22 protein-coding genes and 1 pseudogene are annotated in these 13,150 nt (G+C 59.9%); all 23 read left to right on the plus strand.

Annotation, left to right across the window (positions count from 1 at the left end):
* Positions 1-157 precede the first annotated feature (157 nt).
* The 23 genes and pseudogenes from OIM11_02280 (at position 158) to OIM11_02390 (ending at position 13,150) form a co-directional block, all read left to right on the plus strand.
* On the plus strand, positions 158-1,138 hold the full coding sequence (locus OIM11_02280) for a hypothetical protein (GenBank protein ID HJI99966.1): 981 nt from the start codon (positions 158-160) through the stop codon (positions 1,136-1,138).
* A gap of 567 nt (positions 1,139-1,705) precedes the next feature.
* Positions 1,706-2,326, plus strand: a complete 621-nt coding sequence (gene rplC, locus OIM11_02285) for a 50S ribosomal protein L3 (protein HJI99967.1) — start codon at positions 1,706-1,708, stop codon at positions 2,324-2,326.
* 14 nt (positions 2,327-2,340) lie between these two features.
* A complete protein-coding gene (gene rplD, locus OIM11_02290; GenBank protein HJI99968.1) occupies positions 2,341-2,964 on the plus strand; it encodes a 50S ribosomal protein L4 in 624 nt (207 codons plus the stop codon).
* Positions 2,964-3,251: a 50S ribosomal protein L23 gene (rplW, locus tag OIM11_02295; protein ID HJI99969.1), complete on the plus strand. Its 288-nt coding sequence runs from the start codon at positions 2,964-2,966 to the stop codon at positions 3,249-3,251. The genes rplD and rplW overlap by 1 nt, the downstream gene beginning before the upstream one ends.
* Before the next feature lie 165 nt (positions 3,252-3,416).
* Positions 3,417-4,247, plus strand: coding sequence for a 50S ribosomal protein L2 (gene rplB / locus OIM11_02300; protein HJI99970.1), 831 nt, complete (start codon positions 3,417-3,419; stop codon positions 4,245-4,247).
* 15 nt (positions 4,248-4,262) lie between these two features.
* A complete protein-coding gene (rpsS, locus tag OIM11_02305; GenBank protein ID HJI99971.1) occupies positions 4,263-4,523 on the plus strand; it encodes a 30S ribosomal protein S19 in 261 nt (86 codons plus the stop codon).
* 11 nt (positions 4,524-4,534) lie between these two features.
* The gene (gene rplV / locus OIM11_02310) at positions 4,535-4,876 is read left to right on the plus strand and encodes a 50S ribosomal protein L22 (protein HJI99972.1); all 342 of its coding nucleotides are present in this window, start codon (positions 4,535-4,537) and stop codon (positions 4,874-4,876) included.
* A 5-nt stretch (positions 4,877-4,881) separates the two neighbouring features.
* Entirely contained in the window at positions 4,882-5,592 is a 711-nt protein-coding gene (rpsC, locus tag OIM11_02315) for a 30S ribosomal protein S3 (GenBank protein HJI99973.1), read from the plus strand.
* A pseudogene (gene rplP, locus OIM11_02320) lies at positions 5,592-5,996 on the plus strand (50S ribosomal protein L16). The gene rpsC and the pseudogene rplP overlap by 1 nt, the downstream one beginning before the upstream one ends.
* Before the next feature lie 141 nt (positions 5,997-6,137).
* Positions 6,138-6,350 carry a 50S ribosomal protein L29 gene (rpmC, locus tag OIM11_02325; GenBank protein HJI99974.1) on the plus strand — a complete coding sequence of 71 codons (213 nt, stop codon included), beginning with the start codon at positions 6,138-6,140 and terminating at the stop codon, positions 6,348-6,350.
* Positions 6,351-6,369: 19 nt separating this feature from the next.
* A complete protein-coding gene (gene rpsQ / locus OIM11_02330) occupies positions 6,370-6,630 on the plus strand; it encodes a 30S ribosomal protein S17 (protein ID HJI99975.1) in 261 nt (86 codons plus the stop codon).
* 28 nt (positions 6,631-6,658) lie between these two features.
* Complete coding sequence (gene rplN / locus OIM11_02335; protein ID HJI99976.1) at positions 6,659-7,027, plus strand: 50S ribosomal protein L14; 369 nt, start codon at positions 6,659-6,661, stop codon at positions 7,025-7,027.
* 26 nt (positions 7,028-7,053) lie between these two features.
* Positions 7,054-7,362, plus strand: coding sequence for a 50S ribosomal protein L24 (rplX, locus tag OIM11_02340; GenBank protein ID HJI99977.1), 309 nt, complete (start codon positions 7,054-7,056; stop codon positions 7,360-7,362).
* 239 nt (positions 7,363-7,601) lie between these two features.
* A complete protein-coding gene (gene rplE / locus OIM11_02345) occupies positions 7,602-8,144 on the plus strand; it encodes a 50S ribosomal protein L5 (protein ID HJI99978.1) in 543 nt (180 codons plus the stop codon).
* Between the two features lie 102 nt (positions 8,145-8,246).
* Complete coding sequence (locus tag OIM11_02350) at positions 8,247-8,432, plus strand: type Z 30S ribosomal protein S14 (protein ID HJI99979.1); 186 nt, start codon at positions 8,247-8,249, stop codon at positions 8,430-8,432.
* Between the two features lie 102 nt (positions 8,433-8,534).
* On the plus strand, positions 8,535-8,933 hold the full coding sequence (rpsH, locus tag OIM11_02355) for a 30S ribosomal protein S8 (GenBank protein ID HJI99980.1): 399 nt from the start codon (positions 8,535-8,537) through the stop codon (positions 8,931-8,933).
* Between the two features lie 22 nt (positions 8,934-8,955).
* A complete protein-coding gene (gene rplF, locus OIM11_02360; protein HJI99981.1) occupies positions 8,956-9,495 on the plus strand; it encodes a 50S ribosomal protein L6 in 540 nt (179 codons plus the stop codon).
* A gap of 51 nt (positions 9,496-9,546) precedes the next feature.
* Positions 9,547-9,915, plus strand: coding sequence for a 50S ribosomal protein L18 (rplR, locus tag OIM11_02365; protein ID HJI99982.1), 369 nt, complete (start codon positions 9,547-9,549; stop codon positions 9,913-9,915).
* 12 nt (positions 9,916-9,927) lie between these two features.
* The gene (gene rpsE, locus OIM11_02370; GenBank protein ID HJI99983.1) at positions 9,928-10,473 is read left to right on the plus strand and encodes a 30S ribosomal protein S5; all 546 of its coding nucleotides are present in this window, start codon (positions 9,928-9,930) and stop codon (positions 10,471-10,473) included.
* On the plus strand, positions 10,473-10,664 hold the full coding sequence (rpmD, locus tag OIM11_02375; GenBank protein ID HJI99984.1) for a 50S ribosomal protein L30: 192 nt from the start codon (positions 10,473-10,475) through the stop codon (positions 10,662-10,664). Before rpsE ends, rpmD begins: the two co-directional genes overlap by 1 nt.
* Before the next feature lie 111 nt (positions 10,665-10,775).
* Positions 10,776-11,216, plus strand: a complete 441-nt coding sequence (rplO, locus tag OIM11_02380; protein ID HJI99985.1) for a 50S ribosomal protein L15 — start codon at positions 10,776-10,778, stop codon at positions 11,214-11,216.
* A 2-nt stretch (positions 11,217-11,218) separates the two neighbouring features.
* Entirely contained in the window at positions 11,219-12,508 is a 1,290-nt protein-coding gene (secY, locus tag OIM11_02385) for a preprotein translocase subunit SecY (protein ID HJI99986.1), read from the plus strand.
* A gap of 15 nt (positions 12,509-12,523) precedes the next feature.
* On the plus strand, positions 12,524-13,150 hold the full coding sequence (locus OIM11_02390; GenBank protein ID HJI99987.1) for an adenylate kinase: 627 nt from the start codon (positions 12,524-12,526) through the stop codon (positions 13,148-13,150).

Raw genomic sequence — 13,150 nt, forward strand, 5'->3', positions numbered from 1 at the left:
GCAGTTCCGTTTTCGCCTCGCGTGATCTGCTGGGACCCATTCTTCTCCCGGCTAACGCCTGACCATAAGCCTTTGCTCTATCTAACTACCAACCGAGCAACGATTAGTTCAACGCAAGACGGCAGCTCAATCTCTCTCCAAGGGAAAGCGAGGGTCTATGACATTGAATATTGATGCCGATTGCGCACTTGCCTACTGGATGTTTGAATCTGCGGAGGCCGGCCCGTCTAAACACCACTTGCGCGAGACACTGCTCGACCGGCTTGACATCGGAAACCTGCCCGACTGGACATATGCTCCCGATGAGTGTGTCCATGTGGTTGCTACCGACGTACGCGAGTTTCTCAACAGAAATGGCGTTCTTTGCCGCGTGGCGCATGTCGGCTTGCCGCGCGGTTCCTCTGTCTTGTCTATTGAGGGCCTGCCTGTCGTCTCTCCCGAGTGTTGTTTTTTGCGGCTCGCGGGGATGCTTTCGCTTCGCGAGCTTGTCAAGGCGGGCGATCTTCTGTGCTCGGCGTTCTCGTTTGACGAAACTGGCTGTCTGACGGGACGTCGCGAAATGGTGACGAGCGCGGAGAAGCTGGCTCGTTATGTCAAGAAGGCCGGACCCGCAAGGGGCGTGAAGCAAGCTCGCAGGGCACTTCGCTTCCTCGTGGACGGAGCGGCCTCGCCGCCAGAGATTGATGCGTGCCTCTTGCTGTGCTTGCCCGCGATGCAGGGTGGTTACGGATGTCCGTTGCCTGAGCTGAACGGACACGTCAGATTGCGTCCGGCGGTTGCCCGCACCCTTGGCTACGAGGATTGCTATGGCGATCTGCTTTGGCGTGATGCGAAGTGCATCGTCGAGTACACCTCCGAACAGCATCATACTGGCTATCAAAAGCAGGCACAGGATGAGATGCGCCGCGCCGCTCTCGAGGCCATGGGCTACAGGGTGTTTCTCCTCACCAAGCCGCAACTATATAACCAGGTTGCTTTCGAGGGGATCGCGCGACCCATACTTCGCGTGATTGGCAGGCGTATGCCCCGGCAAACGCTCGAATATCAGGCTGCGCAGTATGACCTACGCAAAGGCTTGCTTCATGAGCCCTCGTGGGTAATCAAGCGAGCGTGTGGCGGATGGCAGCGAGAGTTCTAGCGTTAGGCCTTGCGATGGCCTGGCGCATGCTCTTTCGGGAGTCCGGGTTTCAATTCACGGGGCATGCGCGTTTTTCGACGTTTTTCTAGTGTTGGGCCAAGGGCAGTGCACGTTTTTGACGTTTTCCTAGGGCCGAAACAGGGAGCTTGCTTGTTTATTTCGTTTCCCTAGGACTGGCACGATCTTTTGCCTTAGAAAGCGTCAAAAACGTGCACGCATCGTCTGTGCGGGCTAGGAAAACGAAATAAACGTACAGGCGTTGTCAGCACGGACTAGGAAAACGCGAAAATAGCGCATCGGCAGCTGCTGTCGATTGGGAAAGCGTTGGTGATTAGCGCTGGATGCCGATGCGCATGCGACTGTGAAACGTTAATTGCCCAATCCCAAACTTTTCCTAGCATTCCTTGACGCACAGGGGTAATATATCGAACGCTGTGCATTTTTGGCGCAGTGTGTCTATCTCCTGGCGCAAATCTCACGTGCAAAGGGAGGAGGCTCGAAGCCGCGATCCGCTGAGAGAAAGCAAGGAGCTTTCCGCCTCAAGATCGCCTGACAGTAAGGTTGGCAATGGTCAATACGATTCTCGGCCGTAAGCTGGGCATGACGCAAGTCTGGGGAGAAGATGACACCATCGTTCCCGTGACCGTCATCCAGGCTGGCCCCTGCGTGATCTCGCAGGTCAAGACCACCGAGACCGATGGCTACGAGGCCGTCCAGATCGGTTTTGGTGACATCAAGGAAAAGAAGGTCAACAAGCCCATGCAGGGCCACTTCGCGAAGGCGGGCGTAAGCCCCATGCGCTATCTGCGCGAGGTTCGCGTCGAGGACGCCTCTGAGCATGCAGTCGGTGACACGCTCACCGTCGAGGCGTTCAACGATGTCGACAAGGTTGACGTCACGGGCGTAAGCAAGGGCAAGGGTTTCGCTGGCGTTATCAAGCGCTACGGCTTTGCCGGCGGCCCCGGTGGCCACGGTCACCACTTCCACCGTGCTCCCGGTTCGGTGGGCATGTGCGCGTACCCCGCGCGCGTTCTCAAGGGTCTGCGTCTTCCCGGCCACATGGGCTGCGACCGCGTGACGGTTCGCAACCTCAAGCTGGTGCGCGTGGACGAGGAGAACAATCTTCTGTTGGTCAAGGGTGCCGTTCCCGGTGGCAAGGGCGCTCTCGTTCAGATCCGCATGGCTTAGAGGAGGGCAGATCAATGGCACAAATCAAGATCACTGACTCCGCTGGCAAGTCTGCGGGCACGATCGAGGTCTCCGATGGCATCTTCGCCATCGAGCCCAACGGCGCATGCATCCATCAGGTTGTTCGCAGCCAGATGGCAGCTCGTCGCCAGGGTACGCACGACACCAAGACGCGTGGTCAGGTTTCCGGCGGTGGCCGCAAGCCGTTCCGCCAGAAGGGCACCGGCCGTGCTCGCCAGGGCACGACGCGCGCCGCACAGTTCCGTCATGGCGGTGTCGTCTTCGGTCCGCATCCCCGTTCTTACGCCTTCCGCGTGAACAACAAGGTCGTCAAGCTCGCCATGGCCTCCGTGCTTTCCGGCAAGCTCGCGGCAGACGAGCTCTTCGTCGTCGATGGCTTCAACTTCGACAAGCCTTCGACCAAGTCCGCTGCCAAGGCCCTTGAGGCTCTCGGCTGCAAGGGTCGTGTGACCGTCGTCGTCAACGATGAGGATGTCAACTCGTTCCTTTCCTTCCGTAACCTCGAGAAGGTTCGCGTCATTGGCGCTTCCGAGTCCAACACCTACGACCTGCTCGACAACGGGTCTCTGGTTATGACCAAGGACGCCGTCGAGTATGTTCAGGAGGTGCTGAGCTAATGGAGGCACGTCAGATCATCATCCGCCCGATCATCACCGAGCGTTCGTTTGATATGCAGGACTTCAACCGCTACACGTTCGAGGTCGCCAAGACTGCCAGCAAGATCGAGATTGCCAAGGCAATCGAGGAGATCTTCAACGTGCACGTCACCAAGGTGAACACTGCCAACGTGAAGTCCAAGCCCAAGCGTCAGCGCTATGTGCAGGGTCGCACGCGCACCTGGAAGAAGGCCATCGTCACGCTCGCCGAGGGTGACAAGATCGAGCTGTTCGCAAGCCAGGATTAATCGGTTACTGAGTTTCCCCTTGGTGCGGGGAGGCTTTAAGGGTGTCGAGCGCTCGATGTGGAGCCACCCGGCACCGTGGTAAGTCCGGAGTCGACAACCGTATGGAGGTGCACCACCTCCGTTCCCATAGCGGTTGAGCGGCCATCGGAGCAAAGGAGTTAGTTCATGGGAGTAAGGAAGTACAAGCCGTCTTCCCCGGGACGTCGTTTCCAGACGGTCTCTGATTTTGCAGAGATCACGACGACGACCCCCGAGAAGTCGCTGCTGGAGCCGCTGCCTAAGAAGGCCGGCCGCAATAACTATGGTCGCATCACGACCCGTCACCAGGGTGGCGGTCATAAGCGCAAGTATCGCAAGATCGACTTCAAGCGTCGCAAGGATGGCATCCCGGCCAAGGTCGCGTCCATCGAGTACGACCCGAATCGTTCCGCGCGCATCGCGCTGCTCAACTATGCAGATGGCGCCAAGGCGTACATTCTGCAGCCTAAGGGCCTGAAGGTCGGCGATACCGTCGAGTCCGGTCCCGAGGCCGACATCAAGCCGGGCAACGCTCTGCCGCTGGCCAACATCCCCGTCGGTACGCTCGTGCATGCCGTCGAGTTCCAGCCGGGCAAGGGTGCCGCCATGGCTCGCAGCGCCGGCACGAGCATTCAGCTCATGGGCAAGGAGGGAGGCTACGCCATCCTGCGCATGCCGAGCTCCGAGATGCGTCGTGTCCTGCTCGACTGCCGCGCCACTGTGGGTGAGGTCGGCAACGCCGAGCACTCCAACATCCGCATCGGCAAGGCCGGTCGCAAGCGTTGGATGGGCGTGCGTCCTACCGTCCGCGGTACCGTCATGAACCCCGTCGACCATCCGCATGGTGGTGGCGAGGGCAAGAACAAGTCCGCTGGTCGCCATCCGGTTACCCCGTGGGGTGTTCCCACCAAGGGTCATCGTACGCGTAACCCCAAGAAGGCGTCGGGTAGGCTCATCATCCGTCGTCGCAAGAAGTAATCGAAGGAGATAACCGTGAGTAGAAGTCTCAAAAAGGGCCCCTATGTGGAGCCGCGCCTCCTCGAGCGCATCATTGCGATGAACGAGGCTGGCGAGAAAAACGTCATCAAGACCTGGAGCCGTTCCTCGACGATCTTCCCCGAGATGGTGGGCCACACCATCGCCGTGCACGATGGTCGTCGTCACGTCCCCGTCTATGTCACCGAGTCGATGGTCGGACACAAGCTGGGCGAGTTTTCCCCGTCCCGCACGTTCCGCGCCCATAAGAAAGATTAGGAGGAGCGCAAATGCAAGCTAAGGCTGTTGCAAAGTACGTGCGCGTTTCTCCGCGCAAGGCTCGCATCGTCGTCGACAAGATTCGCGGCAAGGAGGTTGTCGACGCGCTCGACATCCTGCGCTTCAACGAGCGCGCCATTTCCGAGGTCGTCTCCAAGGTCGTATCGTCTGCGGCTGCCAATGCCGAGAACAAGTACGGCGTGCGCCCGGAGAACCTGGTGGTCAAGGCTGCCTACGTTGACGAGGGTCCGACCATAAAGCGTTATCGCCCGCGCGCCAAGGGTTCCGCAAGCCCCATCATGAAGCGCACGAGCCACATCACCATCATCGTAGCTACGCGAGAGGAGGCGTAAGGGTCATGGGTCAGAAAGTTAAGCCGACAGGCTTCCGCCTCGGCATCACCGAGGATTGGCGCAGCCGCTGGTATGCAGGTAACGACTACGCCGCCACGCTCGAGAACGATCTCAAGCTGCGCAAGTACGTCGAGAAGAAGCTCAGCAATGCCGCCCTTTCTCGCGTGGAGATCGAGCGAGCTGGCGACAAGATCAAGGTCATCATCACGACCGCCCGTCCTGGCATCGTCATCGGCAAGAAGGGCGCCGAGGTTGACGTGCTCCGCAAGGAGCTCGAGAAGATCTCCGGTGGCCATGTGAGCGTTGAGGTCATCGAGGTCAAGCGCCCCGAGCTCGACGCCAATCTCATCGCGCAGTCCATCGCGGAGCAGCTCGAGGGCCGCGTTGCGTTCCGTCGTGCCATGCGCAAGGCCGTGCAGTCCGCGCGCAAGTCGGGTGCTCAGGGCATCCGTATCCAGTGCTCCGGTCGCCTCGGTGGCGCCGAGATGAGCCGTCGCGAGTGGTACCGCGAGGGTCGCGTGCCCCTGCACACCCTGCGCGCAATGATCGATTACGGCTTTGCCACCGCCCATACCACGATGGGTTCCTGCGGTATCAAGGTCTGGGTCTACTACGGCGAGGTCCTTCCCGGCCAGGACAAGAAGAATCCTGCGCTCGAGGGCACGTCCGCCCAGCGTCGCGGCCGTGGCCGTCGTGGCGAGAGGAGGGATCGCTAATGTTAATGCCCAAGCGCATCAAGCACCGCAAGGTCCAGCGCGGCTCCATGAAGGGTAAGTCCAAGGGAGGCAACAACCTCAACTTTGGCTCCTACGGTATCCAGGCGCTCGAGTCGCATTGGATTACCAACCGCCAGATCGAGGCCGCTCGTATCGCCATGACTCGCTACATGAAGCGTGGCGGTCGCGTGTGGATCACGATCTTCCCGGACAAGCCCATCACCAAGAAGCCGGCAGAGACCCGCATGGGTTCCGGCAAGGGCAATCCCGAAGAGTGGGTGGCCGTCGTCAAGCCCGGTCGCATCATGTTCGAGATCGATGGCGTCCAGCCCGACGATGCCCGCGAGGCCATGCGTCTTGCCATCAACAAGCTGCCCATCAAGTGCAAGATGGTGATTCGCGAGGATGCCGCCGAGCGTGCTGCGGAGTACGCCAAGGCCCATGCCAAGGATTCCGCTCGTGGCCGCTCCAAGGCTGCCAAGGAGAGCACCGCTGCAGCTGCCCCCGCTGCCGCCACCACTGAGGAAGAAGGAGGCGACGAGTAAATGAAGCCTGCAGAGATTCGCGAGCTCACTACCGACGACCTCAACGACAAGCTGACCGAGGCGCGCACCGAGCTCTTTAACCTGCGCTTCCAGATGGCCACGAGCCAGCTGGACAACACCGCGCGCGTGAAGGTCGTCAAGAAGGACATTGCCCGTATTTGCACCGAGCTGCGTGCACGCGAGATTCGCGCTGCAGCCGAAGCGACCGCTTAAGGAAAGGAGCGAAGCTTAAATGAACGAAGAGCGTAATCGTCGTAAGGTTCGCCAGGGCGTCGTCGTCTCGGCTACAAACGACAAGACCATCGTCGTGCAGATCGAGGAGCGCAAGCCGCACCGCGTCTACGGCAAGATGATCACCACCACCAAGAAGTTCCACGCGCATGACGAGGGCAACGAGGCCGGTGTGGGCGATACCGTCCGCATCATGGAGACTCGTCCGCTCTCCAAGCAGAAGCGCTGGCGCCTGCTCGACATCGTCGAGAAGGCCAAGTAGTCAGCTAGAGTAGCAGGAAGGTATTCCCATGATTCAGATGCAATCAATGCTGACTGTTGCTGACAACAGCGGTGCACAGAAGGTTCAGTGCATCAAGGTCCTCGGCGGCTCCAAGCGCCGCTACGCCGGCCTGGGCGACATCATCGTCTGCAGCGTCAAGGAGGCAGCCCCCAACAGTCAGGTCAAGAAGGGCGACGTCGTTCGTTGCGTCATCGTCCGTCTCAAGAAGGAGGTCCGTCGCAAGGACGGCTCCTACATCAAGTTCGATGAGAACGCCGCCGTCGTGGTTGACGATTCCGGCGCTCCCCGTGGCACGCGCGTTTTCGGGCCCGTCGCCCGCGAGCTGCGTGACCGCAAGTTCATGAAGATCGTCTCCCTCGCACCCGAGACGCTTTAGGGGAAGGTGAGAAGAAGATGACGAAGATGAACATCAAGACAGGCGATACCGTCAAGGTCATCGCTGGCAAGGACAAGGGCGCACAGGGCGAGGTTCTCTTTGCCTTTCCCGAGAAGGGCCGCGTGACCGTCCAGGGCGTTAACCTGGTGCACAAGGCGCTTCGCCCGACCCAAGCCAACCCCAATGGCGGCATCGACACCCGTGAGGCGGCTATCGACGTCTCCAACGTCATGCTGGTCTGCCCGTCGTGTGGTCTGCCGACTCGCATCGGCTTCAAGGTCGACGAGGACGGTAAACAACGCGTCTGCAAGAAATGCGGAAAGGCTATCGACTAACGCAACGCACCGTCTTGGCGTTCACTGAGGAGCTCACGTGCCGCATGCACGCTTCGCTCCTCAGTTCTCGCCAATCCAGCACGCTGCGTTAGCCGCTAGCGACAACGGATTTAGTGCGAGGTTTTCCGCCTCTGCACCAGACTCGTTGAAATTCATGCTAGATCACAGGTTAAACAGGCCCTTCATCTGAAGGGGGCGAGGTCGGAAACCCCGCCTTAAATCTCGAAGGAGTTAGAAACATGGCACCACGTCTCAAAGAGAAGTACTACAAGGAGCTCGCTCCGAAGCTCAAGGAAGAGCTCGGCATCGCTAACGTCAACGACATCCCCAAGCTCGAGAAGATCGTCGTCAACATGGGTGTGGGCGAGGCTGCGACCGACAGCAAGCTCATCGATGCAGCTGTCGAGGATCTGCGCGTCATCACCGGCCAGCAGCCGATGATCTGCCGTGCCAAGAAGTCCATCGCAACCTTCAAGCTGCGTGCCGGCATGCCAATTGGCGCCAAGGTCACGTTGCGCGGCGACCGCATGTACGAGTTCTTCGATCGCCTCATCGCGGCCGCGATTCCCCGCATCCGCGACTTCCGCGGTCTTCCCGCGAACAGCTTCGATGGCCATGGCAACTATTCCATGGGCGTTACCGAGCAGATCATCTTCCCGGAGATCGACTACGACAAGGTCGACCGCACCCGCGGCATGGATATCACGTTCGTGACGACTGCCAAGACCGACGAAGAGGGCAAGGCGCTTCTCACCGCTTTCGGATTCCCGTTTGCGGCTTAGTAGGAGAATAAGGTAGAATATTCGATTGCTGTGCGTTTTTACGTGCAGCAATCGGAGTTTAGCGGGAGATATGGTTTTCCCGCGAACAGGAAAGGATGAGCATTGGCAAAGAAATCGATGATCGCCAAGGCAAAGCGTAAGCCGAAGTTCAGCACGCGCGCGTATACGCGTTGCAACCGCTGCGGCAGGCCGCATTCGGTCTATCGCAAGTTCGGTCTGTGCCGAATCTGCTTGCGTGAACTTGCCCTTAAAGGCGAACTCCCCGGTGTCCGCAAGGCGAGCTGGTAAGGCAAGCCACGTAGACGCTGGGCTGCCTTGAGATAGGCGCGGCCATCACGGGTGGACGCGAACCGCTTGAGAGCAGTCATCAACGAACCATAGGAGGAATCAATGAGCACGACCGATTCGATCGCAGACATGCTCACGCGTATTAGAAACGCGAACACTGCGAACAAGGAGACGGTTTCCATGCCGTCTTCGCGAAAGCTCGTCGAGATAGCTCGCATCATGAAGCAAGAGGGCTATATCACGGAGTACGAGATCATCTCGAAGGCTCCCCAGGACGAGCTTTTCATCACGCTGAAGTACGGGGACAAGAAGGAGAAGGTCATTCGTGGCCTGCGCCGCATTTCTAAGCCCGGTCTTCGCATCTATGCTGGCAAGAACGAGCTCCCCCGCGTTCTGGGTGGTCTCGGCACTGCCATCATTTCCACGTCCAAAGGTGTCATGACCGATCGCGATGCCCGCATTGCCGGCGTCGGCGGCGAGGTCCTGGCATACGTCTGGTAAGAACCGAGAAAGGAGCAATCGCATGTCGCGTATTGGCAAGCTGCCCGTTCCGGTTCCCGCCGGAGTCGAGGTAAAGATCGACGGCAACACCGTTACCGTCAAGGGTCCCAAGGGTGAACTCACCCAGACCTTCAACGAGAATATGGCCATCAGCCTGGGCGAGGACGGCTCCATCGTCGTCGAGCGCCCCAACGATGCACGCGAGAATCGCGCGATGCATGGCCTGACCCGTTCTCTCATCAACAACATGGTCATTGGCGTGAGCGAGGGCTATTCCAAGACGCTCGAGCTCGTCGGCGTTGGCTATCGTGCCGCACTCAAGGGTGGCAAGCTCGAGATGACGCTCGGCTTCTCGCATCCTGTCGTCGTCGATGCCATCGACGGCATCACGTTCGAGTGCCCCGAGCCCACGATCATCAACATCAGTGGCATTGACAAGCAGCTGGTTGGCCAGGTCGCCGCGGACATCCGCGCGTACCGCAAGCCCGAGCCGTACAAGGGCAAGGGCATTCGCTACCAGGGCGAGCATATCCGCCGCAAAGAGGGCAAGGCTGCCAAGTAGTAAACGTACGCCGGTCGTTGCGCCGGTTAATTACAAGGAGAACGGTTCAGTATGGATAAGCTCAAGGCAAAGAAGGCGAAACTGCAACGTCGCCAGCGCCGTGTGCGTGGCAAGGTTTCGGGTACGTCCGAGCGCCCGCGCCTGCGCGTGACGCGTTCCAATTCCAACATCTACGCTCAGGTCATCGACGATGTCGCTGCTGTCACGCTGGCAAGCGCGTCCTCGCTTGACGAGAAGGTCAAGGCCACCGGCAAGCATGGTGGCAATATCGAAGGTGCTGCCGAGGTGGGCAAGCTCATCGCCCAGCGTGCCCTCAATGCGGGTATCGGCGAGGTCGTGTTCGACCGCGGTGGCAATCTCTACCATGGCCGTGTGAAGGCGCTCGCCGAGGGCGCTCGCGAAGCCGGCCTGAAGTTTTAGGGGGAGGGAAACATGGCACAGAGGCCTAACAACAGGAAGTCAAACAGGCAGGCTGCACAGCAGGCTCCCGAACTCGAAGAGCGCGTCGTCTACATCAACCGCGTTTCCAAGGTCGTCAAGGGTGGTCGTCGCTTTGGTCTGACCGCGCTCGTCGTCGTTGGCGATCACAACGGCAACGTGGGCGTTGGCATGGGCAAGTCCGCTGAGGTGCCCATCGCCATCAGCAAGGGCGTCGAGGACGCGAAGAAGAACATGTTCAAGGTCCCGCTGACCGAGGAGGGCACCATCCCGCACGAGGTCATCGGTGAGTTTTCAGCTGGTCGCGTGCTGCTCAAGCCGGCCACGCCTGGTACCGGTGTTATCGCCGGCGGCCCGGTCCGCGCCCTGCTCGAGCTCGCTGGCGTCAAGGACGTGCTGTCCAAGTCGCTCGGCACTGACAACGCGATGAACATCGTCAAGGCGGCTGCCGAGGGTCTCAAGGAGCTCCAGAGCCCGCAGCAGGTCGCGAAGCGTCGCGATATGACCGTTGCTGAAATCTACGGAAAGAAGGCTCAGTAATGGCTAACGCAAAGAAGACGCTGCGCCTGACGCAGGTGAAGAGCTCGATTGGCTACAAGAAGGACCAGGCCGCGACGCTCAAGGCCCTGGGCCTGGGCAAGATTGGCTCCACGGTCGAGCAGGTCGACAACGATGCCATCAGGGGCATGATCTTCAAGGTCAAGCACCTGATCGAGGTCGAGAACATCTAGCACGTATTGATGGGCTGCATCATCGGGTGCAGCCCACGATGAGGAAGTCAGCCGGCGGCGAGCAGCCGGCTTCATCCGCATCAAGCGGATGAATGCGAAAAAGGAGACATCATGGATCTTTCTGAACTCAAACCAGCCGAGGGCTCGACGAAGAAGCGCAAGCGCGTAGGTCGCGGCCATGGTTCCGGTCACGGTGGTACGTCCGGTCGCGGTATGAACGGCCAGGCCTCGCGTGCCGGTGGCACCAAGGGCCCGGGCTTCGAGGGTGGCCAGACGCCGCTCGCGATGCGCCTTCCCAAGCTCCCCGGTTTCCGCAACATCAACCGCAAGGAGTACGTGCCGGTCAACGTCGGTCGTCTCAACGAGAAGTACGCTGCCGGCGAGACCGTCAACGGCGAGACGCTTGTCGAGAAGGGCATCATCAAGCATGCCGATGCACTCGTTAAGGTTCTCGGCGATGGCGAGATTTCCAAGGCGTTGACGGTTCAGGTCGACAAGGTTTCCGCTTCTGCTAAGGCCAAGATTGAAGCGGCCGGAGGAAAGGTCGAGTAGCCGTGCTCAACGCACTCATTAACGCAATGAAGGTGAAGGAGCTCCGTCACAAGATCTTCTTCACCCTGGCAATCATAGCGCTGTACCGTGTTGGCTCGTTTATCCCCGTCCCCGGCATCCCGTTTGCCGACCTCGTGTCGAACTTCCGTGACACGAGCACGAACGCCGGCCTGCTCATGCTCAACCTGTTCTCAGGTGGCGCACTCGAGTACTTCTCGGTGTTCTCGCTCGGCATCATGCCCTACATCACCGCGTCCATCATCATGCAGCTCATGCAGGGCATCATCCCCGCCTTGCAGCGCTGGCAGAAGGAGGGCGAGGCTGGGCAGCGCAAGGTCACGCGCATCACGCGTTATCTCACGCTCGTGCTCGGCCTGATCAACGCCATCGGCTACCTGGTCCTGTTCCAGAACGCCTTCGGCGTCGACTTCTCCACGACGGGCATGCCCACATGGCTCATCAGCACGATCATCATCGTCACGCTCGTGGCGGGCACGGCGCTCATCATGTGGATGGGCGAGCTCATCACACAGCGCGGCATCGGCAACGGCATGTCGCTCATCATCTTCGCGAACATCATCGCGCGACTCCCAAGCGCGCTGCTTGATTCGATCCAGAATGCCACCGATCAGATGCAGGGCATTCTCATGACGGTGCTCATCATCGCCGTGATCCTCATCACGATTCCGGGCATCGTCTTCATCGAGCGTGGTCAGCGCCGCATTCCGGTGCAGTACTCCAAGCGCGTCGTGGGCCGCAAGGTCATGGGCGGCCAGTCCACGTACCTGCCGTTCAAGGTTAACGGCTCGGGCGTCATTCCCATCATCTTCGCGTCTGCCCTGCTGTACCTGCCCGCCCAGATCGCCGCGTTCTTTAGCGACGCGGGTTGGCTGCAGGCTGTCGCCAACTTCTGCTCGGCTGGTTGGGGCAACTGGATCCTAACCTTTGGTCTGATCGTCTTCTTCGCGTACTTCTACACGTCGATGATCTATCACCCGCAGGAGACGGCGGATAACCTGAAGAACAACGGCGGCTTCATCCCGGGCGTGCGTCCGGGTGGTGCGACCGTGCAGTACATCAAGAACGTGATCAACCGCATCACGCTTCCGGGCGCGATGTTCCTCGCGGCCATCGCGATCATCCCGTCCATCCTGTACTCGTTCACGGGCAACACCCTGATCCAGCTGTTCGGCGGCACCTCCGTGCTCATCATGGTCGGCGTTGCGCTTGACACGATGACCAAGCTGGAGAGCCAGTTGAAGATGCACAACTACGACGGCTTCTTCAAATAGACTGAGGAGATTGTTATGAATATCGTACTCCTGGGCGCTCCGGGCGCTGGAAAGGGAACTCAATCCGCGCGTCTCGTCGATGAGTTCGGCTTCACGCACCTTTCCACGGGAGATCTGCTTCGCGCCGCCGTCAAGGAGGGTACCGAGCTCGGCCTCAAGGCGAAGTCCTACATGGACGCCGGAGAGCTTGTGCCCGATGAGGTCGTCATCGGCTTGGTCGAGGAAAGGCTCAAGGCTGATCCCGAGGCATCCTTCCTGCTCGACGGCTTTCCGCGCACGCCGGCCCAGGCGGTCGCGCTCGATAGCGTGCTTGCCAACCTGGACCAGAAGCTCGATTACGCCATTGCCCTCGAGGTCGACCCCGAGGCGCTCATCGCGCGTATGTCGCAGCGTCGTGTCTGCCGCGATTGCGGTTATCCCGGAACGGTCGAGACGGGCGCCGTCTGCCCCAAGTGCGGCGGCGAGATGTACCAGCGCGCCGACGACAACGAGGAGACGGTCCGCAATCGCCTTGCCGTCTACGAGAAGTCGACGAGCCCGCTCATCGATTACTATCGTGGCAACGGCATCCTCATCGAGCTCGATGGTGGCCAGTCTCCCGATATGGTCTTCGAGGATCTCAAGACGGCGATTGGCAAATAG

The sequence above is a fragment of the Coriobacteriaceae bacterium genome (assembly GCA_025992705.1).
GTDB lineage: Bacteria > Actinomycetota > Coriobacteriia > Coriobacteriales > QAMH01 > QAMH01.

What these genes read in the sequence shown, in the direction of transcription:
- OIM11_02280 (HJI99966.1), top strand. Translation starts at nt 158, where the DNA reads ATGACATTGAATATTGATGCCGATTGCGCACTTGCCTACTGGATGTTT.
- rplC (HJI99967.1), top strand. Translation starts at nt 1,706, where the DNA reads ATGGTCAATACGATTCTCGGCCGTAAGCTGGGCATGACGCAAGTCTGG.
- rplD (HJI99968.1), top strand. Translation starts at nt 2,341, where the DNA reads ATGGCACAAATCAAGATCACTGACTCCGCTGGCAAGTCTGCGGGCACG.
- rplW (HJI99969.1), top strand. Translation starts at nt 2,964, where the DNA reads ATGGAGGCACGTCAGATCATCATCCGCCCGATCATCACCGAGCGTTCG.
- rplB (HJI99970.1), top strand. Translation starts at nt 3,417, where the DNA reads ATGGGAGTAAGGAAGTACAAGCCGTCTTCCCCGGGACGTCGTTTCCAG.
- rplV (HJI99972.1), top strand. Translation starts at nt 4,535, where the DNA reads ATGCAAGCTAAGGCTGTTGCAAAGTACGTGCGCGTTTCTCCGCGCAAG.
- rpsC (HJI99973.1), top strand. Translation starts at nt 4,882, where the DNA reads ATGGGTCAGAAAGTTAAGCCGACAGGCTTCCGCCTCGGCATCACCGAG.
- rpmC (HJI99974.1), top strand. Translation starts at nt 6,138, where the DNA reads ATGAAGCCTGCAGAGATTCGCGAGCTCACTACCGACGACCTCAACGAC.
- rpsQ (HJI99975.1), top strand. Translation starts at nt 6,370, where the DNA reads ATGAACGAAGAGCGTAATCGTCGTAAGGTTCGCCAGGGCGTCGTCGTC.
- rplN (HJI99976.1), top strand. Translation starts at nt 6,659, where the DNA reads ATGATTCAGATGCAATCAATGCTGACTGTTGCTGACAACAGCGGTGCA.
- rplX (HJI99977.1), top strand. Translation starts at nt 7,054, where the DNA reads ATGAACATCAAGACAGGCGATACCGTCAAGGTCATCGCTGGCAAGGAC.
- rplE (HJI99978.1), top strand. Translation starts at nt 7,602, where the DNA reads ATGGCACCACGTCTCAAAGAGAAGTACTACAAGGAGCTCGCTCCGAAG.
- rpsH (HJI99980.1), top strand. Translation starts at nt 8,535, where the DNA reads ATGAGCACGACCGATTCGATCGCAGACATGCTCACGCGTATTAGAAAC.
- rplF (HJI99981.1), top strand. Translation starts at nt 8,956, where the DNA reads ATGTCGCGTATTGGCAAGCTGCCCGTTCCGGTTCCCGCCGGAGTCGAG.
- rplR (HJI99982.1), top strand. Translation starts at nt 9,547, where the DNA reads ATGGATAAGCTCAAGGCAAAGAAGGCGAAACTGCAACGTCGCCAGCGC.
- rpsE (HJI99983.1), top strand. Translation starts at nt 9,928, where the DNA reads ATGGCACAGAGGCCTAACAACAGGAAGTCAAACAGGCAGGCTGCACAG.
- rpmD (HJI99984.1), top strand. Translation starts at nt 10,473, where the DNA reads ATGGCTAACGCAAAGAAGACGCTGCGCCTGACGCAGGTGAAGAGCTCG.
- rplO (HJI99985.1), top strand. Translation starts at nt 10,776, where the DNA reads ATGGATCTTTCTGAACTCAAACCAGCCGAGGGCTCGACGAAGAAGCGC.
- OIM11_02390 (HJI99987.1), top strand. Translation starts at nt 12,524, where the DNA reads ATGAATATCGTACTCCTGGGCGCTCCGGGCGCTGGAAAGGGAACTCAA.